We start from the raw sequence: 19,709 nt of genomic DNA, 5'->3' as shown, positions 1-19,709 counted from the left end.
TCGCTGGTCGATGCGCCGGTATCTGGTATGGAATAACGTTTTAATGAATAACGTCTTATCTCCCCGGCGTTTGTGCGCCGGGCTGGTGGTTTTACTGCTTGCGCTGGCGGTGACTGCTTCCTGCATGGGCGCGATTGATATCCCCTTTTCAGCGCTGTGGCGTACGGAATCGCAGGATTACTACCGCGATATCTTATTGAATATACGTCTGCCGCGCGTGTTGTTGGCGCTGCTGGTTGGCGCGGCGCTGAGTACGGCAGGCGTCATCATGCAGGGGCTTTTTCGCAACCCGATGGCCGATCCCGGCCTGCTGGGGGTCAGCAGCGGCTCGGCGCTGATGGTAGGCGTGGCGATTGTTTTTCCCGTGGTGCTGCCTGCGGTTCTGGCGCTGTATGAGCAGATGCTGTTTGCGGTCTTTGGCAGCCTGGCGATCTGCGCGCTGATTTTTCTGCTTAGCGCACGATCCTCCTCCGGCGGCGTGCTGTTTTTGCTGCTGGCCGGTATCGCCATCAATGCGCTGTGCGGGGCGGCGATTGGTATTTTAAGTTATGTGGGCGATGAGCAGCAGCTACGCCAGCTGACGCTCTGGATGATGGGCAGTCTCGGTCAGGCGCAATGGACTTCGCTGCTGGCGGCAGCCTCGCTGGCGCTACCGGCGATGTTACTGGCCTGGCGCTATGCCGAGGCGCTAAATCTGTTACAGCTGGGTGAGGAAGAGGCGCACTATCTTGGCCTTAACGTCAGGCGCAGCCGCCAGACGCTTTTGCTGCTGAGTTCGCTGCTGATCGGCGGGGCGGTCGCCGTCAGCGGCATTATCGGTTTTATTGGCCTGGTGGTGCCGCATCTGATCCGTATGACCAGCGGTGCGAACCATCGCTGGCTGCTTCCCTGTTCGGCGCTATGCGGAGCCTGCCTGCTATTGCTGGCCGATACGCTGGCGCGTACCCTGGTGCAGCCTGCGGAAATGCCGGTGGGATTGCTGAGCAGCCTGATCGGTGCGCCCTATTTTCTCTGGCTTATTTTTCGTAGCAGGAGAGCGGCCTATGCTTGAAGCTCGTCAGCTAACTTATGCGGTTAACGGGCGTTGCCTGACCAACAACGTCTCTTTTTCTCTGCCCGGCGGCGAGATCGTTGCCATTCTTGGGCCTAACGGTGCTGGTAAATCGACGCTGCTGCGCCAGCTCACAGGCTATCTGACGCCCGACAGCGGCGAATGTTTCCTGTTCGGCAGGCCGCTGGCGCAGTGGTCAATTGAGGCACTGGCGCGAACCCGTGCCGTAATGCGTCAGAACAGCGGCATCATTTTTCCTTTCCGCGTGCAGGAAGTGATTAACATGGGGCGGCACGCGCATAAATCGGCGGCCAGCAGGGAAGATATCGCAACGGTGATGGCGCTTTGCCGCTGTGAGACGCTGGCGCAGCGCGACTATCGCAGTCTGTCGGGCGGCGAACAGCAACGCGTACAGCTGGCGCGCCTGTTGCTTCAATTATGGGAGCCGGGCCACGCTGCAAAATGGCTGTTTCTCGATGAGCCGACCTCGGCGCTGGATATTCATTATCAGCAACAGCTGTTCCGCCTGCTGCGGGAACTGGTGCAGACGCGTCATTTCAGCATTTGCTGCGTGCTGCACGATTTAAATCTGGCGGCGCTGTATGCCGATCGCATTCTGCTACTTAATCGCGGGCAGGTTGTCGCGAACGGTGCGCCGCAGCAGGTACTGAACGAGCCCGTTCTGCGCGAGCTTTATCAGGCGGATATAACGGTTTCTACTCACCCTACCGAAGATCGTCCGCTGATGACCCTCTGTCGCTGAGGGACGGCAAAGGGCGCTGCGCTATCCATTACCAGCCGGTCTGCGCCAGCAGGCTGGCCGCCAGCCGATCCACATCGGCAAAACCTTTCTCTACCGGCCAGGTAATCAGTTGCGCCGGGTACTGCCGCACCAGCTGCGGCAGACAGGCATCGTGAAAGCGCTTCAAATCGAGGAAGTAGTCCAGCGGATAGTCCGTTTCGCCGGGACGGGCGCGCTGCATGCAGCTGTCAAAGCAGGCCTGCGGATCGCGATCGATATAGAGCACCACATCAATCGGCGGGTAATCGGCAAAGCAGGCTTTAATGGTGTAGTAGTAATCCATATAGCTGGCGTCGGGGCGCTCCGTTTGCAGGAAGTTGGTGTGGCAAAACACCATATCGCTGTAGAGCGAGCGCTCAATCACGTAATTGCCTTCCGGCAGGTTTTGCAACAGGCGCTGGCGCATACGGGTAATGTAGAGCTGGAAACGGATACGGATATTGGCGTCGCTGGGATGCGCGGTGAAATCCTTTAGCAGCGCTAAAAACTGCGGATCGGCATCTACCGGCTCCACCATCAGCTGCCATTTCTCGCCCGTCAGCGCCATCAGTTTTTCTGCCAGCGGCCCGATAAGCGTGCTTTTACCGGCGGCGATGTTGGCCTCAACTGCAATAATCTTCATAAAAATGGTTCTCTGTGTAGCGGGAAAGCAGGCTATTCCCGTTTAGCGCGGCAGGGCTGCGGTTAAGAGCGGAATAAATAGTGGCGTAAGCGGCTAAAAAGCGTTTGGCGAGCGGAATGGTGATGAAGACGATCGTCGTTTTGATCGATCATCGCCTCTATACCAATGTCAGCCAGCATCTCGCTCATTAACGGATTAGGCTCATGACAAACACATTTTTCTACCTGACATTGTAATTCATCATACCAGGACATATGGACTCCCTAAGATTGAGCTTAACGGTGCAAAAAGTGGCTTTATGCAGTTATTGCAAAGGCTGTGCCAGCGTTAAACTATTGAAACAGAACGTGCAGCGGGCCAGAGACTGTCTTTTTGATGCTGTTGTTGCAAGTGAAAATGACAATCATTTGTATTTTTGACAGTTCCCGTAGTGCGGTCAGGGTTGAAAGCCAGCCGGGTTAAGTCTGTTTAAACGCGGCTGCTACACTCGTTAACAGCACCATCCACATTGCCTGATTAGTCGAGAGGACATCATGTCAGAGAAAAATTATCAGCCGCCGAAAGTCTGGAAGTGGGATCGGGAAGGGGCCGGTAGCTGGTCAAAAATTAATCGTCCGATTGCGGGTGCAACCCATGAGGCAGAGCTGCCGGTGGGTAAACATCCGCTGCAACTTTATTCGATGGGCACGCCCAACGGCCAGAAGGTAACGATTCTGCTGGAGGAACTGCTGGCGCTGGGGGAAAGCGGCGCGGAATATGATGCGCACCTTATTCGCATCGGTGAGGGCGATCAGTTCTCCAGCGGTTTTGTCGCGGTTAATCCGAACTCAAAAATTCCGGCTCTGCTCGATCGTTCGGAAACGCCAGCGGTACGGGTATTCGAATCAGGGGCGATTTTGCTTTATCTGGCGGAAAAATTTGGTCATTTCCTGCCGCAGGAGCGTGCTGCACGCACGGAAACGCTGAACTGGCTGTTCTGGCTACAGGGTTCCGCACCCTACATGGGCGGCGGCTTCGGTCATTTCTATCACTACGCGCCGGAAAAAATTGAGTACGCCATTAACCGTTTTGCTATGGAAGCGAAGCGCCAGCTTGATGTGCTGGAGCGCCAGCTGGCGCAGCATCGCTACATCGCAGGCGAGGAATATACCATCGCCGATATCGCTATCTGGCCCTGGTATGGTTCGCTGGTACAGGGCGGCCTGTATGACGCAGCGGAGTTCCTTGATGTCGCCTCTTACCCTAATCTGCAACGCTGGGCGCAGGCGATCGCCGAGCGTCCGGCGGTGCGGCGAGGACGTATTGTTAACCGCACCTCAGGCGCACCGGATCAACAGCTGCGTGAACGGCACGATGCTTCTGATTTCGATCGGCGTACTGAAAATAAGCTGAGCTAAGCATAAATGGCGGCAGGCAATGCATCTGCCGTCATATTATTCTTTTAACGAGAAATAACGCGGTTAATATTAGCCGTTATTCCTTATTTAATTGCCAGCAGTATCGGTGGCTTTTTTTTACGGATTAAAATAAATTTTTATACGACGTATTAAGGGGAATAGTTTATTTTTCAATAAAGATAAAGAATAACGCAATGGGAAATACGTCAATAACAAAATATTCTCTTTTTGCCAAAATAAAACATTAACCATGGTGGATAATATAATAATGTTAAACGTTAATGACATCTCCCCTGTTTTTCTGTTTTATGTGAAAAAGGGCGCATTTTAATCACAGCGGAGCGCGTAAATATAGCGAGTATTTTTGCCTTATTTCATCTTTGGACGGGAAACGAGGGATAATAATGAAAGAACTATATCAACATATCGTTAATAACCAGGCGCAGTTTATCGCGCTGCGTCACGATCTGCATCAGCATCCTGAGATCGGCCTGGAGGAAACGCGTACCAGTAATATCGTCGCAGAGAAACTCCAGCAATGGGGCTACCAGGTAAACCGGGGTATGGCGAAAACGGGCGTGGTCGGGACGCTAAAAGTGGGCAACGGCGGCAAAACGCTGGGGTTGCGTGCGGATATGGATGCATTACCGATAACCGAAGGCGGCAATCCCGCCTGGCGCAGCACCGTGGCGGGTAAATTTCACGGCTGCGGTCACGATGGACATACGGCGACGCTACTGTGTGCCGCTGAATATCTGGCGAAAAGCCGTCGCTTCAACGGCACGCTGCACCTTATTTTCCAGCCGGGCGAGGAGCTGCTGTATGGCGGCAGGCTGATGCTGGAAGATGGGCTGTTTCGGCAGTTTCCCTGCGATGCGATTTATGCGCTGCATAACATGCCGGGCCTGAAAAAAGGGCATTTTTACTTTAAAACCGGTGCGATGATGGCCTCGTCCGATACGCTGCATATTGAGGTGATTGGCAAAGGTGGGCACGGTGCCTTCCCGGAGAAAAGTATTGATGCGACGCTGGTGGCGTGTCATATCGTGGTGGCGCTGCAAACTATCGTGGCACGCAATACCTCACCTTTTGACCAGGCGGTTGTCACGGTAGGCAGTTTCTGTTCAGGAGAAGCGCCTAACGTTATTAACGCTAACGCGTTGCTGAAACTGAGCGTGCGTGCACTGGATAACGGGGTGCGTCAGCGGCTGTTGCAGCGTATTCGCGAGATCGCTCACGGTCAGGCGCAAAGTTTTGGTGCTGAAGTCAATATTACCCACGTTAACGGTAGCCCGGTGCTGGTTAATGGCGCTGATGCGACGGCATTCGCCATCGACGTGGCGCGTCAGTTTGTCAGTGAAGAGATGATTTGCACCGATGCCGCTGCGGTAATGGGCAGCGAAGATTTTGCCTTTATGCTGGAGGAGAATCCTAACGGTAGCTATCTGTTTATCGGCGCGGGCGACGAGCCGGAAAGATGTCTGGTACATAATCCCGGCTACGATTTTAATGATGAACTGATTGTACCGGGCGCGCTGTTTTTTAGTCATCTGGCCGAGAAGTTTCTGCAATAGTGCAACTTACGCTGACGTCTAAAATATTCTGCTGACGATAACCTATCGCGCAGCAAAAAATAAATCGTGAAGGGAGTCCTTATGACAGCTTCAGAGACGCATAATGCCGTGCCTGCCGTATTTAAAGGAAGCGGAAGACTGATCGTCGGAATTATTTTCGGCGTTCTTACCTTTTGGCTATTCGCACAATCGGTTGTCAATATCGTTCCGGCAATACAGCAGGATGTCGCTATTCCACTGGAGTCGCTTAATTTAGCCATCAGCCTGACCGGATTATTTTCCGGCTGCTTTATTGTCGTTGCCGGTGGTTTTGCCGATCGTTTCGGACGGGTAAAGCTGACGCAAACCGGATTTGCCTTAAGTATTCTGGGCTGCCTTTGCCTGGTCGTTGCGCAAAATACGCTGTTGTTTGCCATTGGGCGTATTATTCAGGGCTTTTCTGCCGCCTGTATTATGCCTGCGACGCTATCGCTGATTAAAACTTATTATCAGGATGAGGCGCGGCAACGGGCGCTGAGCTTTTGGTCGATCGGTTCCTGGGGCGGCTCTGGTCTCTGCTCGCTGGCCGGTGGAGCCATAGCGACTTACTGCGGCTGGCGGTGGGTGTTTATTCTGTCAATCTGTTGCGCACTGGCGGGTATGTTGCTGATTCGCGGCACGCCGGAAAGCAAGGCGAATACCAGCGATAACTATCGCTTCGACTACGTTGGGCTGCTGTCCTTCGTAGTGATGCTGATCTGCCTTAACTGGACGATTACCAAAGGTAACGCGCTGGGCTGGCTGAACAGCGTAATAGTGATTCCCGCAATAGTGTTTGTGCTGGCGGCGGCGCTGTTTTTTACCAACGCCCGACGCAAGAAGAGCGCCAGCTTTATCGATTTTGCGCTGTTTAAACATCGCGCCTATAGCGGGGCGGTGCTCTCTAACTTTTTACTTAACGCGGTGGCAGGTACGCTGATTGTCGCCAGCGTTTATGTCCAGCAGGGGCGCGGCTTTAGCGCCTTTCAGTCCGGTATGTTAACCATCGGCTATCTGGTGGCGGTGTTAGGGATGATTCGGGTAGGAGAAAAGCTGCTGCAAAAAGTGGGCGCACGTAAGCCGATGATGTGGGGCACCGCGATTACCGGGACAGGCGTGGCGCTAATGGCGCTTACGCAGCTACCAGACAGCGCCTACGTTGCCGTAGTGCTGATTGGCTATATTCTGTTTGGGCTGGGGCTGGGCTTTTACGCCACGCCTTCCACCGATACTGCGATCTCCAGCGCGCCGGAAGAGCGCATCGGCGTCGCCTCCGGCATCTATAAGATGGCCAGCTCGCTGGGGGGCGCTTTTGGTATCGCGATTTCCGCCTCCGCTTATGCGGCGATGCTGTCAAAAGGCCCCGCTATTGCCGCTACCACCGGGCTGTTGGTTAATGTTCTGTTCTGCGCGATATCTTTCCTCGTTATCGTCATCATGGTGCCACGGCAGAAATAGGGGATAAATATGGCGAACCGGGCCAGCTAAACCGCGCTCGCCAGCCTGCGGGGGAACGAACTCGATAACCTCCGTCTCTACCGCAACATCTGCTGCGTCAGCAGCTCAGCCAGCCGTTTGCTAACCAAAACGAGACGGCTGGCTGAGCCTGACGCTTTTTGCCGGGCCGCCGCTTAGCGTTTCGGCGTACACTTCTTGATCTATCCGCTGCGCTTTTGCGCAATCTGCCGCTTCCCTTTGTGACCTTTGTCACGTAATCGGGCGACTTCAGCGAAGTCTGTCTAGACTTAACTTTACCTTCATCATGTTTAGCTGGAGAAACCTCTTTCAAATCAAATAACAGTACCTGCATCGATATTTACAAAACTAATAACAGGAAGTGGTATGACCGATTATCCATCTGAACACTCATCCGCCGAAGCGGTTGAAACCAAAGATTCCGTTCGCCAACGTATCTTTATTGTGGTGCTGGTCGCGACCATGGGCGCGCTCGCCTTTGGCTACGATACCGGTATTATCTCTGGCTCCTTACCCTTTATGTCTACCGCACCCTCACAGGGCGGGCTGGGACTAACCTCCTTTACCGAAGGACTGGTGACGTCGTCGCTGATTTTTGGCGCAGCGATTGGTTCTTTCCTGAGCGGATTTTTCTCCGATCGCTTCGGACGCCGTATGACGCTGCGCAGTCTGGCGCTACTGTTCATTGCCGGTGCCTTGGGGACCGCAGTTGCACCTTCGGTGCCAACGATGGTGGCGATGCGTTTTGTGCTGGGTGTCGCTGTCGGCGGTGGATCGTCTACCGTGCCGGTATTTATTGCTGAGATTGCCGGGCCGAAGCGGCGAGCGCCGCTGGTAAGCCGCAATGAGTTAATGATCGTTAGCGGTCAGCTACTGGCTTATGTCGTCAGCACCATTATGAGCTACACGCTGCACGATCCACATATCTGGCGCTATATGCTGGCGCTGGCGATGGTGCCGGGTATTTTGCTGTTTATCGGCACCTTTTTTGTGCCAGCTTCGCCGCACTGGCTGGTATCGGAAGGGCGCTTTACCGAGGCGCTACGGGTGTTGAAAAAACTCAGAGAGACGCCGCGTGAAGTGCGCAAAGAGATGGCGGAGATGCGCAAACAGGAGCGGCTGTCACGTAAAGGGCCATCGGTACGGGCGCTGTTGAAAGAGCGCTGGGTAATTCGCCTGCTGCTGACCGGCTGTGGGCTGGGATTCGTGGCGCAGTTTACCGGCGTAAACGCCTTTATGTACTACACGCCGATTATTTTGAAAACGACCGGCATGGGCACCAATGCTGCGATTGCTGCCACTATCGGCAACGGTATTGTTTCGGTGCTTGCCGTGCTGGTCGGTATCTGGGCGGTAAGCCGCTACAGCCGTCGCCGTATGTTGATGACCGGCCTTGCCGTAGTGATTCTGGCGCAGGTGGCGCTGGGGCTGACGCTGACTTTCCTGCCGCAGAACCTGACGCAAAGCTATCTGGCATTGGCCTGCATTCTGGTGTTCCTGTTTTTTATGCAGATGTGTGTTGCGCCGGTTTACTGGCTGCTGATGTCTGAGCTGTTCCCGATGAAGATTCGCGGTGCGCTGACCGGAACCGCCGTCTCCTTCCAGTGGGTCTGTAACGCCATCGTGGCTTTTGCTTTCCCGCTAACGCTGAACCTGATCGGTAATCAAACCTTCTTTGTTTTCGTGTTACTGAATATCGGCTCGTTTATTTTCGTGTACTTCCTGCTGCCGGAAACGCGCGGCAAGAGCCTGGAAGAGATCGAAAATATGATGCGCAGCAAGTACGGTGAAGTTTAAACATGGATGACAGACTATCATCGGCTCGCTTTCACCCTGATGACCAGCACAATGATGCTGGCGCAAATTATCATTCAGGGGTGCTTAATTTTCTTTTCCTGAACGCAAAAGGTTAACAATGTCAGCTTTATTTTCACCGTTTACTTTAAAGGACGTGACGCTGCGTAATCGCATCGCCATTCCGCCGATGTGCCAGTACACCGCTACCGACGGGATGAGCAATGACTGGCATCGCGTTCACTACAGTGGCCTGGCGCGCGGCGGTGCGGGCCTGGTTATCGTTGAGGCCACGGCGGTAGCGCCGGAAGGACGCATCACTCCCGGCTGCCTCGGCATCTGGAGCGATGAGCAGGCGGAAAAACTGGCGCAGATCGCCCGCGATATTAAGGCGGCGGGTGCGGTGCCGGGCATTCAGATCGCCCACGCCGGTCGCAAGGCCAGCGCCAATCGTCCATGGGAAGGCGATGATCATATCGCCGCCGATGACGGACGCGGCTGGGAAACCATCGCGCCTTCTGCGATTGCCTTCGGCGCTAATCTGCCGCAGGTGCCGAAAGCGATGACGCTGGATGATATCGCCCGCGTACGTGAAGATTTCGCTACTGCCGCCCGTCGCGCTCGTGATGCCGGTTTTGAATGGCTGGAGCTGCATTTCGCGCATGGCTATCTGGCGCAGAGTTTCTTCTCCGTGCAGGCTAACCAGCGTCAGGATGCCTACGGCGGCGATCTTGCCGGACGCAGCCGTTTTATGCTGGAAACGCTGGAAGCGGTACGCCACGTCTGGCCGGAAAATCTGCCGCTGACCGCGCGTTTTGGCGTGATTGAATATGACGGGCGCGATGAGCAAACGCTGGAAGAATCTATCGAAGTGACGCGTCAGATGCGTGCCGGTGGCCTGGATCTGCTGAGCGTCAGCGTTGGTTTCTCCACGCCGGATGCCAATATTCCGTGGGGCCCGGCTTTCCTGGCTCCGATTGCCGAACGGGTGCGCCGTGAAGCGCAAATTCCGGTGGCTTCAGCCTGGGGGATTGATGCGCCCGCAATCGCTAACCGTACCGTTGAAGAGCAGCAGTTGGATCTGGTGATGGTTGGACGCGCTCATCTGGCGAATCCGCACTGGCCATATCAGGCTGCGCTGGCGTTAAAAGAAGACAAAGCCGCATGGGTGCTGCCAGCCCCTTATGCGCACTGGCTGGAACGCTATCGCACCAGCGAGTAAACCTAAAAAGGCGCCGCCTGGCGCCTTTTTACCTGTCCTCCAGGTTAGCTGCGTTCGATTTTTTTCGCCGCCTCATCCAGCACGTCGACAATGGCATACAACGTCTGCTGCGAGATCTGCTCGTCAGCAAGGCGGGTATTCAGCGCCATCTTCATATTATGTATCGCCCGCTGTACGTCCGGCAGGCTGCGATTATGCGCCAGCACCGCCAGCGAAGCCAGGCGCGTCATGACCTGCTCCAGCTGCGCCTGCTGCTGGCTAAGATGCGCTTCGCCTTCAGCGGTAAGCTGGTAATTCTTTCTGCTGCTTTCTTCCGTTTCCGCCCTGATATAACCCATCTCCTCCAACAGGGCCAGGTTGGGATAGACCAGGCTGGGGCTGGGCGTATATTCGCCCTGCGACAGTTCTTCAATCGCCTTGATCAGTTCATAGCCGTGTGCCGCGTGGGTTTGGAGAATGCTGAGGATCAGCAGTCGTACTTCGGTGGCATCCAGCAGCCGATCTTTACGCTTCCTGTGAGCAAAGAAGGCAGAATCTTTTTTTCCTCTCATCGGATTGTCCTTGTTTAAAAAATAACAAAAAGCGTGCCGACAGATATCGGCCTGTGCGCTTATTTACTGTGCCAGTAAGCAACGCCACGCAGGTAGCTGTCGTTAACCTGGCGCTGCTCGGTCAGGTAATCGATTAAGGCTTTGACCCGATCGCCTTCGCCGGTAAGCCACAGGAAATAGCCCTGTTGCGGAAGGGGCAGCTGCGCCAGCGCGGCGCGTGCGGTATTCACATCGGCGGGCAGGAAATGGTAATGAACCTGGGCTAGCGCGGGCAGGTATGCTTTGCTCTGTGCTTCATCGGCCATTATCAACAGGTGAATTTCGGCATCGCTCTGCGCCGCCTGTAGCTCCTTCAGGCGACGGTTTAGCGCAGGCAGGCCGGTTTCATCGCACAGGTAGAGCTGGAAAGCGTAGTCCAGCGGTATACAGAAGGAGCCGCGTGGCCCGCCGATTACCAACGGATCGTTAATCTGCGCCTTCTCCGCCCAGTCGCTCGCCAGGCCACCGGGATGAATAAAGAAATCGATAGTCAGGGTGTTCGCAGCGGCATCCCAGGCGAGTGGAGTGTAGTCGCGGGACGGAGGACGCTTGCCTTCCGGCCAGACGACACCCTGTTCGCTCACTTCCGGCAGACGCAGCCCGCCATTTTCCGGATCGGGAAAAAAGAGCTTGATGTGATCGTCAAAGCTGTGGGAAGCGAAGCCCTGCAAATCTTCACCGCTCAGTACGATACGCCAGAAGCGTCCGATTTGGGTTTTACTCTGTACGCGCAGCTGACGCAGGCGCAGCTCATTCTTTTTACGGGTGGGAAGCGGCCAGGCCGGGGAAGTTATCTCTGCATTCATCATCAGGTTCTCGTTATGTCGTAAAGACAGAAACATATCCAAGATATATCTTTATCACAAGAACCTTTCGTGCTGCTCTGATGAATAAATGACTATTTTTGCCAGTGTGATGCGCGAAACGCTTCACGTTTACTAATCTTTTTCAGGATAGCGATACGGTAAAGCGTGCGTTGTCGCCGGTCATATTCTTATTATTTCAGGAGCTTGCTAATGAATCCCTATGCGACCAGACGCAACTCGGCGCTTGCTGTGGCGCTGTACGAATGCCTTAACCCCATCCCACTCGGCTTTTTTGCTGCCGCGTGGATTTTTGACATCATCTATTTGCAAAGCTACAACCCGATGTGGACGAAAAGCGCCAGCTGGCTGATCGCTTTTGGGCTGATTATTGCCATTATTCCCCGGCTGATTAACCTGGTGCAGGTGTGGGTAAGCACCGCCTGGCGGCACACCTCCGCGGTAAAAGTTGATTTTTGGGCTAACCTGCTGGCGATCGTGCTGGCGATTTTCAACGCCTTTGTTCACAGCCGCGATGCGTATGCGGTGGTTCCGGCGGGCGTGATCCTTTCAACGCTGGTGGTACTGTTGATCTGCTTCGCTAATGTCCAGCTTGCCCTGCGCCTGCGTACTGCTGAAGGAGTCGCCCGATGAAAAAACCACTGCTGTTGATAGCGATAACGTCGGCGCTGCTGCTGAGCGGTTGCGATGAGCAGGCTTCGGTCGATCCTGAAAGTCAGGTTGGCCCTAATCCGGTATTGCCGAAGGCGCAGGATTTCCTGCTGCCGCCGATGCAGGTGCCGAAAGGCGTCGCATGGAAGGCGGGTGAGACCCCGACCGTTGCCAGCGGTCTGCGTATTACCAAAGTGGCTGACGGCCTGATGCATCCGCGTCAGGTTTATGTGCTGCCGAATAATGATGTGCTGGTGGTGGAAGCGAACAGTCCCGGAACCGAGCCGATCAGCATGCCGAAGCAGCTGGTGATGGGGATGGTGCAGAAATCATCCGGCAAAGGCGGTAAGGGCGGCAATCGTATTACGCTGCTGCGCAACGCCAGCGGCGACGGTGTTACCTGGGAGAAGCACACTTTCCTTGAGAATCTGCATTCGCCGTTTGGTGTGCAGCTGGTAGGCGATATGCTCTATGTGGCTAACGCTGACAGCATTATGCGTTATCGCTATGAAATGGGCGCAACGCGTATTACCGATCCCGGTACGGAACTGACCGATTTACCGGGTGGGCCGCTTAACCACCACTGGACGAAGTCATTGCTGGCCAGTCCTGACGGCAGCAAGCTTTATGTTGGCGTCGGCTCCAACAGCAACATTGTCGAAAACGGTATCGGGGCGGAATACCGCCGTGCGGCCGTACTGGAGGTCGATATCGCCACCGGCGGCAGCCGTATCTACGCCAGCGGCCTGCGCAATCCCACCGGCCTACAGTGGGAGCCACAGAGCGGTAAACTTTGGGCGATAGTGAACGAACGTGACGAGATCGGTGCCGATTTAGTCCCGGATTATCTGACATCGGTGCAGGAAGGCGGGTTTTATGGCTGGCCCTACAGCTATTACGGTCAGCATACCGATCATCGTGTTATGCCGCAGCGTCCCGATCTGGTGGAAAAGGCGATTAAGCCAGACTACGCGCTTAGCTCACACGTTGCGCCGCTGGGCCTGCTGTTCTATACCGGCAACGCGCTACCGGCTAAATATCACGGCGGCGCTTTTATCAGCGAGCACGGCAGTTGGGATCGCTCACCGCTTAATGGCTATCGCGTGTCGTTTGTCGCCTTTAAAGATGGCAGGCCGACAGGCAAGCCGCAGCCGGTAGTCACCGGTTTCCTCACCGCCGATCAGAAAGAGGTGCGTGGGCTGCCGGTAGGGCTGGCGATGGATAAGCAGGGTGGGGTGCTGATTGCTGATGACGCGGGCAACACCGTCTGGCGCGTGACCGCAGCCGGTACGCCATAAATGAAACCGGCGCGTCGGAGCGCGCCGGAAATGCTTATTCCGTCAGGAAAGGATAATCAGTATAGCCGCGCTCATAGGGCGGCTCCATTTGATAAATCGTCTCGCTGTTTAGCGTATTAAGCGGTGCCCGATGCTGGAAGCGTTTCACCAGGTCCGGGTTGGCAATATAGAGTTTGCCAAAGCTCACCGCATCCGCCTTGCCTTCCTCAATAAGCTTCTCGGCCTCTTCACGGCTAATGTTCTCATTCATAATAAAAGCGCCGCTGAACTTCTTGCGCACCAGCGGGCCGATCGGTTTGTCCATCGTCAGGGCTTCGCGTGCGAAGATAAAGGCGAGGTGACGCCTGTTAAGCTGCTCGGCAACATAGCCAAACAGCGCTGGCGGATTGGAGTCAGACATGGAATAGCTGTTCGACATCAGGTTGAGATGCACACCGACGCGATCGGCTGGCCACACTTCCAGCACCGCATCAACCACTTCCAGCAGGAAACGGGCGCGGTTTTCAATCGGGCCGCCGTAGCGATCGCTACGTTTGTTGGAGCCGTCATGCAGGAACTGATCGATCAGATAGCCGTTTGCCGCATGAATCTCCACGCCGTCAAAACCAGCCTGCCGGGCATTTTCTGCTGCGCGGCGAAAATCCGCCACAATGCCAGGGATTTCGTTAGTTTCCAGCGCGCGCGGTGTAACGTAGGGGCGTTGAGGGCGAACCAGCGTCACATGGCCTTCCGGGGCGATGGCGCTGGGGGCGACGGGCAGATCGCCATCGAGATGGATGGGATCGGAAACGCGGCCCACATGCCAGAGCTGAAGCATGATTTTACCGCCTGCCTGATGTACCGCGTCGGTAATTTTTTTCCAGCCCGCGATCTGTTCCTCACTCCAGATGCCCGGCGTGTTGGGATAGCCGACGCCCTGTGGCGAAATGGAGGTCGCTTCAGTCAGGATCAGGCCAGCGCTGGCCCGCTGCACATAATGTTTCAGCATGATCTCATTAGGCGTGCGCGCCTCAACCGCACGCATACGCGTAAGCGGGGCCATGACGATACGATTTTTTAATTCCAGCGCGCCGATTTTTACCGGTTGATACAGGCTTGCCATAGTTACCTCATCCGTTAGTAGGAGTGGATCTGTAAAAAATCATCATGCGCAGTGGTGAAGCAAGCGTCAATGCGACAGAGCCTTTACCTGTGGCAGAGAGCATGGAGTGTTAAAGAACGCTAAAGCTAAATATTGACGCAGGCAGCGAATGACCCGCACGCGCTATTTGTCAGACATTTCGTTGCCGCTGGGAATAACGGCGATGGAGGGATGTCGGAGCGTTATTTATGGCGGCAAGTAAGGTGTCATCCTGTCTGCTGTTGTTACAGGTTTGCTTAACTACCAGTAAGTTATGCTGAAAAGTGCTCCTTCAAATTGAAACGGTTATATGGATATATCATTACATAATGAGGGTTTACCTTGACGTAAGAGCGTTAACTGTATGATAATTTTCGGATAAATTTTCCCTGGTGTTGGCCAAATGGCAACCTGACCCTTAGCGGTCAGGTTTTTTTTGCGTAAAATTTAACCTTTGTTTTCTGTAGGTGAACACTTTACGATGTAGGAAAGGATGTTTTAAGTTAAACTTAACTACAGGGCCGTGCAGCTGCGGGCAAATTAGGGAAAATATAACGTTATTTTGAGGTTAAGGATGTCACTATTTTTTTCAGAAAATCAGGCGATCATCGAAACCGCTCGGCATTACTTCGACAGAAAATTAAAGCAATTTGGCAATTTAAAATATGCCTATATGGTGCTGAATAAAAAGAATCCTGCCGATATGCTGGTGATTTCTAACTATCCGAAGGAGTGGGTAGATATTTATAAAGAAAATAACTATCAGCAGATCGATCCGGTGGTTATTGCGTCGTTCACGCGTATAGCGCCGTTTTCATGGGATGAAAGCATCACCATTAATACTGAAGTGAACTTTTCCAAAATATTTAACCTGTCCAAAAATTATAAAATAGCTAACGGACATACTTTTATTTTACATGATTATTACAATAATCTTGCATTACTCTCCATTCTGATGAATGAAGAGCATGTTAATGAGGCTGAAGCTATCGTTGCGGAGCAGGAAGATAAGCTACAAATGCTGCTTATCAAGGTGCACGAGAAGATTATCTCCCTGTACAAAGAGCTGGAAAATAGTACAACGAGTAAGAAACAGATCAGTAAAGATATTTTCTCACCCCGTGAAAATGAGATCCTTTACTGGGCCAGCGTAGGTAAAACCTATCAGGAGATCGCGCTTATCCTGGGTATTAAAGTGAGCACGGTAAAATTTCATATTGGCAACGTTGTAAAAAAATTGGGCGTAATGAATGCGAAACACGCCATCAGAATGGGTGTTGAACTTCAGTTAATTAAACCCGCAGTGGGTTAGGCTGGATATTAAGCGGCCAGCTTTCTAATTGTTTGTGATTAAACAGATTGTTGGGATTAGAACGCTCAATTAGCGTATCGCGGCTACGATCGTCAACGGGAAGAAAAACGATATAAATCTTCTCTTTTTTCTCGGAAAGCGTCTGTTCAACAACGGAGATATCCCAACCGGAGCGTTTTAATATGCGCAGCATCGCATGGCTCACCAGCGTATAGATCCCTTCGTAGCCATAGTGACGTGCATAATTAACCATCGCTAAAAATAACATATTGCTAACGGGATATTGATAAAGTTCGCTGTTGCGGGCGCGCTCTTTATCAACAAAGAAGCGGCTGGATTCAATATAGTTGCCCTGAGGGAGCTCAACCTTATCGAACCAGGGGGCGAACGTATGGGTGATCATATTTGGATAGCGGGTTTCAATAAACCTTACGCTACATAATACGCTATCGTTATGGATGCCAAAAACGTAGGTGGTATGCTCATTGTCATATTCATCAAACTCCATACCGTTAATGCAGTTAACGGCCCAGTCCAGACGATCCTTGAAAGTTTCCTTTCTCAGGATAAACAGTTCACTTGATCTCTGTTCTGATAATTTTTGGTAGTTAATATCAAGAAAATTTATCATGCTGGCTCCATTTCGATGAAATTGTTTTGCATCTGGATTACAAAACCTGCGCCGGAAGGGGAAGGCCTATTCCGGTAAATCCTGGCCCAATTTTCGCTTTTTCCGACGCGCTTGTACAGCAGGCAAAAGTATATGCCGATTATGGAAAATATCGTTTAAGAAAAATAGTAGCCTATATGCGCCTTTATTGGCGGCCTGCATGTTTTATGTACAGAAATGAAGTATGAAAGGTAAGGGAAAATAGCCAGACTAATGATGAGTACTGGTTGGTTTAAGCGTTGCCAGCGCCGGAGGCTGGAAACCTGTGTTCCTCAGCCTCCGCTGGCTAAAAAGGTAATCTAGCGCCCTGCGCGCGCATCCTCACGTGCCTGGCGCACGATAGCTTTCGCTACCCAACGTGCGACATCCTGTAAGGTGTCATCATCACAGCCCCAAATATCCTTCATTACCATAAAGATTTCTGAACCGTAAACTAACGACAGCGCATACATTACCTTTTGTAGCAGTGCGGGCGGGAGTTCAGCGCGCAGAGGATCGACAACGCGCTGGAGCGTTTGTTTACGGTTGCCACGCGTGAGCTTCTCTTTGATAACCGGCAAATGGTCAGAGCGCGATTGCGCCCACTGCGTTAACGACAGGTGCAGTGCCGCACGCAATGAACCTTCATGTTGCAACATGCGCGGAAAGGCAAATGCCAGCAGCTCATCAATACGATCGCCGACATCATGTCGGGTAGGCTGAAAATTTTTCATCGGGCTTAGCGTTTCAGTCACAATCGCGGAAACCAGCGCACTCTGCGTGGGAAAATAGCGATAGGCCGTTGCGCGTGATAGCTGAGCCGCCTGTGCCACTTCGGTAATAGAAGGAAAGCTACCACTATCGAACATTTTCATTGCCGTTTCGATTAATAGCCGGCGCGTACGAGCGCGCGTGGATGTCATCGGCATGCTTGCCTGGGGATCCCTTTCTATCACTTTAACCTCTTGTTTTTTCTGTTGCGGCCTGATTGCCCGCTTACTGCATAACATATTGGCACTATATCAGAACTGACGATTTTAACAGTGAACAATTCGTTCTGGTTAATGATCAGTTTTTTCTCATTATTACTGAGACTGTGATTTCATTCACTTGATTTAACATTAGAGACAGTGATACTGTTGTCTCGTGCGGTCGCCTTGTCATCTGTATGCAGAAAGCATTTTGGTTTTTATTTCAGTTTTATCAAGTCTTTATTGGCAATAATAACAGGAATGTTTAACAAAAATGAAAAAAGAAACCGATTACGTTTACATAGTTGCTACGGCGGATACTAAAGGAAAGGAATTGTTTTATGTCCGCGATTTGATTAATAAAACTGGTCTGCTGACGAAGACTATCGACCTTTCTACCCAAACGCTTAATCATGCTTTTGCCACCGATGTAAAACCGGATGAGGTAGCTGTTTTTCATCCACAAGGTGCCGACGCGGTATTCTGCGGCGATCGCGGTAAAGCGATTGCCGCCATGACGCTGGCTTTCGAACACTATCTTAAATCACGTCAGGATGTAGCGGGAATTCTTGGTTTAGGTGGTTCAGGCGGTACGGCGTTAATTACGCCCGCGATGCAGGCGTTACCGGTTGGCGTGCCGAAAGTGATGGTTTCTACCATGGCCTCCGGCGATATCTCCGGCTATATCGGTGCCAGCGATATCAGCATGCTTTATTCCGTTACCGATGTAGCGGGTATTAACCGTATTTCCCGACAGGTATTGGGCAATGCGGCACATCAGATTGCCGGTGCGGTGTTGTTCCAGCCGGAAGCCAGCCCTGATGATAAACCCGCGCTTGGCCTGACGATGTTTGGCGTCACCACGCCCTGTATTCAGGCGGTGAGCCAGCAGCTGGAAGCAGATTACGACTGCCTGGTTTTTCATGCCACCGGCAGTGGCGGCATGGCGATGGAGAAACTGGCAGACAGCGGTATGCTGGCTGGTGCGCTCGATTTAACCACCACGGAAGTTTGCGATCTGCTGGCCGGTGGCGTACTGGCGTGTGGCGATACGCGCTTTGATGCTATCGCCCATTCAAAAATACCTTATGTTGTATCCTGCGGCGCGCTGGACATGGTCAATTTTGGTCATCCTGCAAGCGTGCCGGAAAAATATGCGGACCGGCTGTTTTATTACCATAACGCCCAGGTCACGCTAATGCGCACCACACCAGAGGAAAACCGCGCGATGGCAAAATGGATTGCCGCCAAATTAAATCGCTGCGAAGGAGAAGTACGGTTCCTGATTCCTGAAGGCGGATTTTCCGCGCTTGATGCGCCGGGTATGCCATTCTGGGCACCTGAAGCGAATGAAGCCTTCATTGCTACGCTGGAAGCGGAACTGATACAGAACCATAAAAGAAAAATCATACGATTACCTTATAACATTAACGATCCAAAATTCGCTGACATAGCTGTTCAGACGTTTCGTACTATCAACACCAGGGAGTTTTAATCATGCCTGCTTTTAATCGACAGGAGCTGTTGAAAAAATTCCGCGCCATGATTGCCCGGCGCGAGCCTATTATCGGTGGCGGGGCTGGCACCGGCCTTTCTGCAAAATGTGAAGAGGCGGGCGGTATCGATCTGATCGTTATTTATAACTCAGGCCGTTATCGTATGGCGGGACGTGGTTCGCTGGCGGGTCTGCTGGCCTACGGTAATGCCAATGAGATCGTGGTCGATATGGCGAAGGAAGTATTGCCGGTAGTGAAACAAACGCCAGTTCTGGCGGGTGTTAACGGCACCGATCCTTTCTGCCACTTCGATAAATTTTTAGACGATCTGAAGGCGCTTGGTTTTTCCGGCGTGCAGAACTTCCCTACCGTTGGTCTGATTGACGGTAACTTCCGTGCTAACCTGGAAGAAACCGGAATGGGTTATGGTCTGGAAGTGGACATGATTCGTCTGGCCCATCAAAAAGATATGTTGACCACGCCTTACGTATTCAGCGCGCAGGACGCGGTAGCGATGACCGAAGCGGGTGCCGATATTATCGTCCCGCATATGGGCCTCACTACCGGCGGCAATATCGGTGCTGAAACGGCACTGAAGCTGGAAGACTGTGTTCCTTTAATTAACGAATGGGCGCAGGCGGCAAAAGCGGTGCGCGAAGATGTGATCGTGCTGTGTCACGGCGGTCCGATCTCCACGCCGGAAGATGCACAGTTTATTATGGAAAACTGTCCGCAATGTGACGGTTTCTATGGTGCCAGTTCTATGGAGCGGTTGCCGACAGAAGTTGCTTTAACCAATACTACAAAACAGTTTAAAAATATTAAGCGCTAATATTTCGCGC

General features: G+C 52.9%; 19 protein-coding genes. 12 read left to right on the top strand and 7 right to left on the bottom strand.

Going from position 1 to position 19,709, the window contains the following annotated elements; genetic code table 11:
• Positions 1-43: 43 nt before the first annotated feature.
• Positions 44-1,051, top strand: a complete 1,008-nt coding sequence (locus C7M51_RS13485) for a FecCD family ABC transporter permease (protein ID WP_160622264.1) — start codon at positions 44-46, stop codon at positions 1,049-1,051.
• Positions 1,044-1,814 carry a heme ABC transporter ATP-binding protein gene (locus tag C7M51_RS13480; RefSeq protein ID WP_160622263.1) on the top strand — a complete coding sequence of 257 codons (771 nt, stop codon included), beginning with the start codon at positions 1,044-1,046 and terminating at the stop codon, positions 1,812-1,814. Before C7M51_RS13485 ends, C7M51_RS13480 begins: the two co-directional genes overlap by 8 nt.
• 28 nt (positions 1,815-1,842) lie before the next feature.
• Here the strand turns inward: C7M51_RS13480 and C7M51_RS13475 are convergent, their stop codons facing one another.
• Together C7M51_RS13475 and C7M51_RS13470 are read right to left on the bottom strand one after the other, a co-directional pair.
• On the bottom strand, positions 1,843-2,475 hold the full coding sequence (locus C7M51_RS13475; protein WP_160622262.1) for a deoxynucleoside kinase: 633 nt from the start codon (positions 2,473-2,475) through the stop codon (positions 1,843-1,845).
• A gap of 62 nt (positions 2,476-2,537) precedes the next feature.
• A complete protein-coding gene (locus C7M51_RS13470) occupies positions 2,538-2,729 on the bottom strand; it encodes a hypothetical protein (RefSeq protein ID WP_160622261.1) in 192 nt (63 codons plus the stop codon).
• Between the two features lie 279 nt (positions 2,730-3,008).
• Here C7M51_RS13470 and yghU point away from each other — a divergent pair, with 279 nt between their 5' ends.
• The 5 genes from yghU (at position 3,009) to C7M51_RS13445 (ending at position 9,956) form a co-directional block, all read left to right on the top strand.
• On the top strand, positions 3,009-3,872 hold the full coding sequence (yghU, locus tag C7M51_RS13465) for a glutathione-dependent disulfide-bond oxidoreductase (RefSeq protein WP_167522372.1): 864 nt from the start codon (positions 3,009-3,011) through the stop codon (positions 3,870-3,872).
• A 401-nt stretch (positions 3,873-4,273) separates the two neighbouring features.
• Positions 4,274-5,446, top strand: a complete 1,173-nt coding sequence (locus C7M51_RS13460; protein ID WP_425281014.1) for a M20 aminoacylase family protein — start codon at positions 4,274-4,276, stop codon at positions 5,444-5,446.
• An 81-nt stretch (positions 5,447-5,527) separates the two neighbouring features.
• On the top strand, positions 5,528-6,922 hold the full coding sequence (locus C7M51_RS13455) for an MFS transporter (RefSeq protein WP_160622259.1): 1,395 nt from the start codon (positions 5,528-5,530) through the stop codon (positions 6,920-6,922).
• 384 nt (positions 6,923-7,306) lie between these two features.
• A complete protein-coding gene (locus tag C7M51_RS13450) occupies positions 7,307-8,737 on the top strand; it encodes a sugar porter family MFS transporter (RefSeq protein ID WP_160622258.1) in 1,431 nt (476 codons plus the stop codon).
• A 118-nt stretch (positions 8,738-8,855) separates the two neighbouring features.
• Positions 8,856-9,956, top strand: a complete 1,101-nt coding sequence (locus C7M51_RS13445; RefSeq protein ID WP_160622257.1) for an NADH:flavin oxidoreductase/NADH oxidase — start codon at positions 8,856-8,858, stop codon at positions 9,954-9,956.
• 44 nt (positions 9,957-10,000) lie between these two features.
• Here the strand turns inward: C7M51_RS13445 and C7M51_RS13440 are convergent, their stop codons facing one another.
• Together C7M51_RS13440 and C7M51_RS13435 are read right to left on the bottom strand one after the other, a co-directional pair.
• Entirely contained in the window at positions 10,001-10,507 is a 507-nt protein-coding gene (locus C7M51_RS13440; RefSeq protein ID WP_160622256.1) for a PadR family transcriptional regulator, read from the bottom strand.
• Between the two features lie 59 nt (positions 10,508-10,566).
• On the bottom strand, positions 10,567-11,355 hold the full coding sequence (locus tag C7M51_RS13435; protein WP_341874748.1) for a siderophore-interacting protein: 789 nt from the start codon (positions 11,353-11,355) through the stop codon (positions 10,567-10,569).
• Positions 11,356-11,562: 207 nt separating this feature from the next.
• Between C7M51_RS13435 and C7M51_RS13430 the strand changes: the two genes are divergently transcribed.
• Both C7M51_RS13430 and C7M51_RS13425 read left to right on the top strand, forming a co-directional pair.
• Positions 11,563-12,003 carry a DUF2231 domain-containing protein gene (locus C7M51_RS13430; protein WP_160622255.1) on the top strand — a complete coding sequence of 147 codons (441 nt, stop codon included), beginning with the start codon at positions 11,563-11,565 and terminating at the stop codon, positions 12,001-12,003.
• Positions 12,000-13,319, top strand: coding sequence for a PQQ-dependent sugar dehydrogenase (locus C7M51_RS13425; RefSeq protein ID WP_160622254.1), 1,320 nt, complete (start codon positions 12,000-12,002; stop codon positions 13,317-13,319). The genes C7M51_RS13430 and C7M51_RS13425 overlap by 4 nt, the downstream gene beginning before the upstream one ends.
• Before the next feature lie 34 nt (positions 13,320-13,353).
• On the opposite strand, the gene C7M51_RS13420 is transcribed toward C7M51_RS13425, so the two are convergent.
• On the bottom strand, positions 13,354-14,421 hold the full coding sequence (locus tag C7M51_RS13420) for an alkene reductase (protein ID WP_160622253.1): 1,068 nt from the start codon (positions 14,419-14,421) through the stop codon (positions 13,354-13,356).
• Positions 14,422-15,013: 592 nt separating this feature from the next.
• On the opposite strand from C7M51_RS13420, the gene C7M51_RS13415 reads away from it, so the two are divergent.
• Positions 15,014-15,751, top strand: coding sequence for a helix-turn-helix transcriptional regulator (locus C7M51_RS13415; protein ID WP_160622252.1), 738 nt, complete (start codon positions 15,014-15,016; stop codon positions 15,749-15,751).
• Here the strand turns inward: C7M51_RS13415 and C7M51_RS13410 are convergent.
• Complete coding sequence (locus tag C7M51_RS13410) at positions 15,732-16,382, bottom strand: acyl-homoserine-lactone synthase (RefSeq protein WP_160622251.1); 651 nt, start codon at positions 16,380-16,382, stop codon at positions 15,732-15,734. The genes C7M51_RS13415 and C7M51_RS13410 overlap by 20 nt on opposite strands.
• A gap of 338 nt (positions 16,383-16,720) precedes the next feature.
• Positions 16,721-17,329 (bottom strand): TetR/AcrR family transcriptional regulator, encoded by a 609-nt coding sequence (locus C7M51_RS13405; protein WP_160622250.1) that lies wholly within the window; start codon positions 17,327-17,329, stop codon positions 16,721-16,723.
• Positions 17,330-17,645: 316 nt separating this feature from the next.
• On the opposite strand from C7M51_RS13405, the gene C7M51_RS13400 reads away from it, so the two are divergent.
• Complete coding sequence (locus C7M51_RS13400; protein ID WP_160622249.1) at positions 17,646-18,866, top strand: Tm-1-like ATP-binding domain-containing protein; 1,221 nt, start codon at positions 17,646-17,648, stop codon at positions 18,864-18,866.
• A 2-nt stretch (positions 18,867-18,868) separates the two neighbouring features.
• Positions 18,869-19,699, top strand: a complete 831-nt coding sequence (locus C7M51_RS13395) for a phosphoenolpyruvate hydrolase family protein (RefSeq protein WP_160622248.1) — start codon at positions 18,869-18,871, stop codon at positions 19,697-19,699.
• Positions 19,700-19,709: the final 10 nt, after the last annotated feature.

It is taken from the genome of Mixta intestinalis, assembly GCF_009914055.1.
GTDB lineage: Bacteria > Pseudomonadota > Gammaproteobacteria > Enterobacterales > Enterobacteriaceae > Mixta > Mixta intestinalis.
The sequence above is the reverse complement of the archived record's forward strand: the minus strand, read 5'-3'. Positions and strand labels throughout refer to the sequence as shown.

What these genes read in the sequence shown, in the direction of transcription:
- C7M51_RS13485 (WP_160622264.1), top strand. Translation starts at nt 44, where the DNA reads ATGAATAACGTCTTATCTCCCCGGCGTTTGTGCGCCGGGCTGGTGGTT.
- C7M51_RS13450 (WP_160622258.1), top strand. Translation starts at nt 7,307, where the DNA reads ATGACCGATTATCCATCTGAACACTCATCCGCCGAAGCGGTTGAAACC.
- C7M51_RS13455 (WP_160622259.1), top strand. Translation starts at nt 5,528, where the DNA reads ATGACAGCTTCAGAGACGCATAATGCCGTGCCTGCCGTATTTAAAGGA.
- C7M51_RS13480 (WP_160622263.1), top strand. Translation starts at nt 1,044, where the DNA reads ATGCTTGAAGCTCGTCAGCTAACTTATGCGGTTAACGGGCGTTGCCTG.
- C7M51_RS13425 (WP_160622254.1), top strand. Translation starts at nt 12,000, where the DNA reads ATGAAAAAACCACTGCTGTTGATAGCGATAACGTCGGCGCTGCTGCTG.
- C7M51_RS13415 (WP_160622252.1), top strand. Translation starts at nt 15,014, where the DNA reads ATGTCACTATTTTTTTCAGAAAATCAGGCGATCATCGAAACCGCTCGG.
- C7M51_RS13445 (WP_160622257.1), top strand. Translation starts at nt 8,856, where the DNA reads ATGTCAGCTTTATTTTCACCGTTTACTTTAAAGGACGTGACGCTGCGT.
- C7M51_RS13470 (WP_160622261.1), bottom strand. Translation starts at nt 2,729, where the DNA reads ATGTCCTGGTATGATGAATTACAATGTCAGGTAGAAAAATGTGTTTGT.
- C7M51_RS13420 (WP_160622253.1), bottom strand. Translation starts at nt 14,421, where the DNA reads ATGGCAAGCCTGTATCAACCGGTAAAAATCGGCGCGCTGGAATTAAAA.
- yghU (WP_167522372.1), top strand. Translation starts at nt 3,009, where the DNA reads ATGTCAGAGAAAAATTATCAGCCGCCGAAAGTCTGGAAGTGGGATCGG.
- C7M51_RS13400 (WP_160622249.1), top strand. Translation starts at nt 17,646, where the DNA reads ATGAAAAAAGAAACCGATTACGTTTACATAGTTGCTACGGCGGATACT.
- C7M51_RS13410 (WP_160622251.1), bottom strand. Translation starts at nt 16,382, where the DNA reads ATGATAAATTTTCTTGATATTAACTACCAAAAATTATCAGAACAGAGA.
- C7M51_RS13395 (WP_160622248.1), top strand. Translation starts at nt 18,869, where the DNA reads ATGCCTGCTTTTAATCGACAGGAGCTGTTGAAAAAATTCCGCGCCATG.
- C7M51_RS13475 (WP_160622262.1), bottom strand. Translation starts at nt 2,475, where the DNA reads ATGAAGATTATTGCAGTTGAGGCCAACATCGCCGCCGGTAAAAGCACG.
- C7M51_RS13440 (WP_160622256.1), bottom strand. Translation starts at nt 10,507, where the DNA reads ATGAGAGGAAAAAAAGATTCTGCCTTCTTTGCTCACAGGAAGCGTAAA.
- C7M51_RS13430 (WP_160622255.1), top strand. Translation starts at nt 11,563, where the DNA reads ATGAATCCCTATGCGACCAGACGCAACTCGGCGCTTGCTGTGGCGCTG.
- C7M51_RS13435 (WP_341874748.1), bottom strand. Translation starts at nt 11,355, where the DNA reads ATGATGAATGCAGAGATAACTTCCCCGGCCTGGCCGCTTCCCACCCGT.
- C7M51_RS13405 (WP_160622250.1), bottom strand. Translation starts at nt 17,329, where the DNA reads ATGCCGATGACATCCACGCGCGCTCGTACGCGCCGGCTATTAATCGAA.